The organism is Okeania sp. SIO2B9 (genome assembly GCF_010672505.1).
Classification (GTDB): domain Bacteria; phylum Cyanobacteriota; class Cyanobacteriia; order Cyanobacteriales; family Microcoleaceae; genus Okeania; species Okeania hirsuta.
In genome coordinates this window covers 1-5915 of sequence record NZ_JAAHGK010000379.1, presented here as the reverse complement: position 1 = coordinate 5915, position 5915 = coordinate 1, and the positions used below count along the sequence as shown (strand labels likewise).

Annotated in this window: 3 protein-coding genes; 1 reads left to right on the top strand and 2 read right to left on the bottom strand. The window is 36.8% G+C overall.

Features of this window, described 5'->3' with window-relative positions:
- Together F6K13_RS14915 and F6K13_RS14910 are read right to left on the bottom strand one after the other, a co-directional pair.
- The coding region (locus F6K13_RS14915) for a dihydroorotase (protein WP_287287748.1) at positions 1-1146 on the bottom strand (1146 nt) is incomplete at its 3' end.
- A 1052-nt stretch (positions 1147-2198) separates the two neighbouring features.
- Positions 2199-3557, bottom strand: a complete 1359-nt coding sequence (locus tag F6K13_RS14910; protein WP_124143213.1) for a histidine phosphatase family protein — start codon at positions 3555-3557, stop codon at positions 2199-2201.
- Between the two features lie 803 nt (positions 3558-4360).
- Between F6K13_RS14910 and F6K13_RS14905 the strand changes: the two genes are divergently transcribed.
- The gene (locus F6K13_RS14905; protein ID WP_124154235.1) at positions 4361-5875 is read left to right on the top strand and encodes a CPBP family intramembrane glutamic endopeptidase; all 1515 of its coding nucleotides are present in this window, start codon (positions 4361-4363) and stop codon (positions 5873-5875) included.
- Positions 5876-5915: the final 40 nt, after the last annotated feature.

The window sequence follows — 5915 nt, the reverse complement described above, 5'->3', positions numbered from 1 at the left end:
CAAATGTTTAGGATTAAGTCCTAAACATTTGCTAGGAGCCGTACTTAATACCCTCCATAAATCTAAAGCCGACAACTTTCCTGTTTGGACAAAATTCTGCCATAATAAAGGTAATGCTATTTCTAATCCTATAGTTCCTGGGGGTGCTTCATAAAAAGTAACCGTTTTCTCCTCATAACAAAAAGGAGCATGCTCAATAGCAATAGCATCCAAAACCCCATCCTTAATACCTTGAACCAAAGCCAAGCGATCGCTAGAATTTCCTAAAGGAGGTTCCAAACGTAAATTAGTGTCATAAGGAAAAAACTCCGTCTCAAAAGGAGACTTACCCTCCATTGCCTGAGTATCCAACAACAAGTGCATCCAAGTTGTACTAGCAGTAATAGGCAAACCCCTATTTTTAGCTACTCTAATCAATTCCACACTCCGAGCAGTGGAAACCCGCATAATATGGACAGGAGTACCAATAGCATCTACTAATTCCAACACAGCAGCTAAAGCAGAAGTTTCAGCCATAGTGGGAACTCCAGGCAAACCCAAGCGAATAGAATCATACCCCTCTCGCATTACCCCTTTACCCGCCAACCTAGAATTATTGCAACATAAAGCTAGAGGTTTATTCAGAGGTTTGAGATATTCCAAGATTCGTCGTAACAAACCAAGATTTTGTAGAGGTAAACCATCGGCAAACCCCACAACTCCTGTTGTTGCCAACTCTCCCAACTCGGTCATTTGCTCCCCTTGTAAACCTTGGGTAATAGCACCCCAATAATAAATGATGGGAGTAGAAGCATAATTTTTGGCTAAATTTTGCAACCTAGCCAAACCAGCAGGATTATCTACAGGTGGAAAAGTATCAGGCAAAATAGCTAATCTAGTAAAACCCCCTGCTGTAGCAGCTTGAATTAAAGACTCAATAGTTTCTCGTTCCTCAAACCCTGGTTCGCCACTATGAGAATATAAGTCTACTAAACCAGGGCCTAAAATTAGTCCATGGGAATTTTGAATTTCTGTTTTAGTGGGAAATTCAGAAATTTGTGTCTCAACTGCTGCGATTTTACTATCGATGATTAATACATCAGCAATTCTGTCTGTATTGGAAACTGGGTCTAATATTCGGATTTGTTGAAATAATTTGCTGTTCATCTGAGGAAGGTGGTAGGTGCTGTACCAAGGGTGAAAAAAGAATGTTTTTGAATGATAAGAGTGATTAAAAGAATCTACAAGAGGTTTTCCTTTGACTAAATAGTATGGCGCTATAGTTTTGGCTCTACATCTGACAAATATAGTCTGAGAAAGTCCGATGAAAAAGGCGATCGCCTTCCAGTGTCGGGATTGAATTATTCCCATCAATATTCCATAGCGTGAAAATTTGCCTTCTGATATACAAAGCTTGACTTTGCCTTCTCCAGATAGAGAGAAATAATATGGCGCTATAGTTTTGGCTCCACATCTGAGGAAGTCCGATGAAAAAAAATTATTACCCTCCAGTGCCAGACAAATATTAAATTATTTTCATCTATCCTCCATAGGGTGAAAATTTACCGAGGATAAATAAAGTTTTCTTTTACCTTCTCCAGATAGAGAGAAATAATATGGCGCTATAGTTTTGGCTCCACATCTGAGAAATTACTCTGAGGAAGTCCGATGAAAAAAGGCGATAGTCTTCCAGTGCCAGGTAAATATTAAATTATTTTCATCTATCCTCCATAGGGTGAAAATTTACCGAGGATAAATAAAGTTTTCTTTTACCTTCTCCAGATAGAGAGAAATAATATGGCGCTATAGTTTTTGGCGGTGGTGAATTTTCATTGGTCGTGCATTGTCATTATTTTTTACGAGGCACGGCAGTGGGAGTATCTTGCTCCCGTACCAGATATTACTTTTTCCTGTATACCATTACGCGAGCAAGACTACCTAGTTTTGGTTCCACATCTGAGAAATATAGTTTGAGAAAGTCCAATCAAAAAAGGCGATCGCCTTTTTTGATTGGACAAATATTGAATTATCCCCATCAATTCTTCATAGCGTGAAAATTTGCCTTCTGATAGACAAAGCTTTTTTTGTCTTCTTCAGATAGAGAGAAATAATATGGCGCTATAGTATTTACCCCAAATCTCAAAAATACAGTCTGAGGATAAGTCCGATGAAAAAATATGATTACCTTCTGCCTTCTGCCTTCTGCCTTCTGCCTTCCCTTACAACGCCCCGGCCGCAGTCTTGTCCAAAATACCGCCAGATAAATGAGAAGTAATATTCATGGCCTCCAAAACAGCTTGTCCATCTGGCCCTTGAGGATAATCAATTACGCTAACTGCCCCATTTCCCTGCTTAAAATTCCAGAAATGTTTAGGTTCCAGACCAAATAATTGACAAAGAATTGCCTTATTTATCGCATCATGGGCAACGACAATACCAACACCAGAAACTGACCGAATAATTTTTTGCCAAGCAATCATTGCTCGTTCCCAAACCTGCTGTAAATTTTCACCTTCTGGCATTTGTACCGTTTCTGGAAATTCTTTCCACTGCTTCAACAGACCAGGAAAACCAGATTCAATTTCCGATTCAAATTTTCCCTCCCAGAGACCGTGACTAATTTCCCATAAACCATCATCTAACTGTAACTCCACATCTGGATGGTGCTGCAAAATAATCTCTGCCGTTTCCTTGGGACGTGACATAGAACTACTCACAGCAAAATCTAGATGTACATCTTTGAGAAACTCGGCAGCTTGGCCACCTTGAAGGCGACCATTATCATTAAGTGGTACATCAATTTGTCCCTGAAATTTACCATCTCGGTTCCAGTTTGTCTCACCGTGGCGCACCAATAACAATCGAGGACCTTGATGTTTCTCTCTAGGTTTAGGGAATTTCTCACCAATGTGAGTAGTAAGATTCATTGATTCTAACTGAACAGAACCTCCGGATTTATCTTCTCCAGAAAAAGAAGGGAAAGGAGGAGTAAAGTTGAGAATGCTAATACCACAATTAGACTGTTGTATGGATTGATAAAAAGATGGTTGTATTTCTAAAGCTGTAGCGATAAGACAGCGATTAATACCATTGTGAGCCACAACCAAAATAGTTTTATCGTTATTTTGACTTAAAGTTTCTTGCCAAAATTGTTTAGCTTGGTCAAACAAAGATAGAACAGGAAAATGCTTGATTTGCCCCTCTGGTGTTGAGACTTCCATATAAAATTCATGGGGAAGTTGACTCCAGATACGATAATCTTCTCCAAATTTATCCTTGACTTCTTGGCGCAACATTCCTTCCCATAATGGTAAATCTACTTCCCTTAAGTTTTCTTTGCTTTGTAATGGGGGGGGAGAATTTAAACAGGAATGGATAATTTCTGCTGTTTGTTTGGCCCTTTTGAGAGGACTAGCGTAAATAGCATCAAACTTTAGACCTTTGAGAGCTTCACCTACCTGACGGGCAGCATTTATGCCTATGTCTGTGAGAATTGAGACATCAAGACGGCCTTGAATTCGACGTTCAACATTGTAGGTGCTTTGGCCATGGCGCACAAGGATAACACGGGTACTCATGGATAGTTTAGATTATAAATTTGCTGGAAACTTTGCAACAGAGTGATTTTATCTTGTTTTTGGTACTTATAGCAGGGAACAGGCAACAGGCAACAGGGAAGAAAATTTCTGAAAAAAGGCACAAAATATGATCTATATGTGTAATTTCCACTCCTATGTCTAATGGTCTAGAATTCTATTTCAGTTGTGGGTAAAATATCTTGGAATTTAGATAACAGCTTGAAAAGGCAACAGTTCATCTGAGGTTAAAATTTCCAACTTTTTATCTATCCATGGATTTTTTACCGAGAAATTCAAGAAGAAATAAATCCAAAAAATCCAGTTCGTTAATCCTATAATTTTAATAATTTTAAGGAGAGGTAATTATTAATTATTAATTGTTGAAGACCTAGATAAAAATTCTATATATCATTTAGTACAGCATAATTAATAAATTAGAAGTTATTTTTCAGAAGTATAGTATTTTTTCTGTCTGGTTTAAAGACTTAATTTGTGTATAGCAATAAACCGGTAGGTTAAGTAGACTGATGATGATCCGAATCAGAGGAAATGTTTTTCCCACTGTTGCCTGTTCCCTGCTATACTTCACAAACTTGAAGTCTGCTATATAGCGTTTTCAAATGAGATGTCAAACAAGAGTTGGTTATTTATTAACAGTAAAAAGTCCGGGAAACCTTCTTACCTGTTGCCTGTTGCCTGTTGCCTAAAAAAGACCAGGTTTTTTACGCAACTCAAATGAAATTACTATATCTAGACTGAAGCAAAAATCTGCAATTTTAGAGAGATATTATTAGGAGATATTAATGACGATTAAAAGATTAATTTTAAGTATTCTGACTATTGTAGCCATTTCTTTTATTGGTTTTTCTTTATTTAGTAGTGTAACTCAGCCACAAATTCAAAGTCGTCTGGAGTTATATCAGACTAATTTATTGTTGCACGCTGCGGAATGGCAACCTGAAGATTTAGATAGTAAGAATTTTGCTGTAGCTAGTGAAGCTTTGATTGGTAATGATTCTTATGAAGCTGGATTAATACAATACAAAAATGCTCGTCAGTCTGCTCAACAGCAACTGGAAAAACAAACTTTAGAGGTGGAAAATTTAGGAGAAGTAAAACAGTTATACAAGAATATAAATCAGTTAAAAAGTCTGATTAATGAGTTTGATATTAATATCGGAATTTTACAGGCACAAAAAAATAAAATAGATGATGCTAGGCAAAGTTGGCAAAATTTAACTAAGTCAGAAATAGAAAATCTGTCTTTAGGAGAAACGGCAAAAGTTTTAAGTGAAATTTGGAATAAACCAGCGAGAATTTTACCTGATGCAGAATCTTTAATCCAGAAAAATTTAGATGGATGGTTTCGTTATCGTGCCTTAAAAAAATTATATAAATTACAGGAAAGACAAGAGGTTTTATCTCAACTAGAAATCCAGGAACAAGAAATAGCTCAACAGGCTGTATTTAAGTTAGCAATTGTTGCTGGTTTGCCGGGAATGGGATTAGTATTCGGAATAGGATTACTCATATTTTTAGGAGTACAATTGTTAATCTCTGGGAAAGAATCTTTATTCTTAAAAAATGCCAATTTACCTTGGGAAGTAACCTGGGATGGTGAAACAATTTTACAAGTATTTGTAGTTGGATTTTTCTTGGTCGGACAAATTTTGATTCCTTTAGGATTAGAGATTTTTAAAGGTTTCACAAATTGGCAACCTGCAATGATGGGAGTGCGGGTACAAGCTGGATATATTTTAGGGAGTTATATTCTGTTTTCTATAGGTGGTTTATTGGTACTTTATTTTTCACTAAAGTCATTTTTTCCACTGCCGAAAGATTGGTTTAAATTTGATTTACGCGGTGGTTGGTTTTTCTGGGGTTTGGGTGGATATTTTGTTGCTTTGCCAATGGTAATTTTAATATCTTTAATTAATCAACAATTATGGCAAGGTCAAGGAGGAAGTAATCCAATTTTACCTATTGCTTTGAAAGGGCAAGATGGATTAGCTTTAGCTCTGTTTTATGTCACAGCTTCTATTGCTGCACCAGTTTTTGAGGAGATTATGTTTCGAGGATTTTTGTTGCCTTCTTTGACAAAATATATGTCAGTTTGGGGAGCTATTGTAGCAAGTGGATTTTTATTTGCCGTCGCTCATTTGAATATTTCAGAAGTTTTACCTTTGGCAGTTTTAGGAATGATTTTGGGAGTAGTTTATACCAGGTCTCGTAATCTTTTATCTTCTATGTTGTTACATAGTTTATGGAATAGTGGAACTTTGTTAAGTTTGTATATTTTGGGAAGTGGGGCTGGTTAATTTTTAGTGTTAGTTTCAGAGACATAAAATAGGGAGTAGA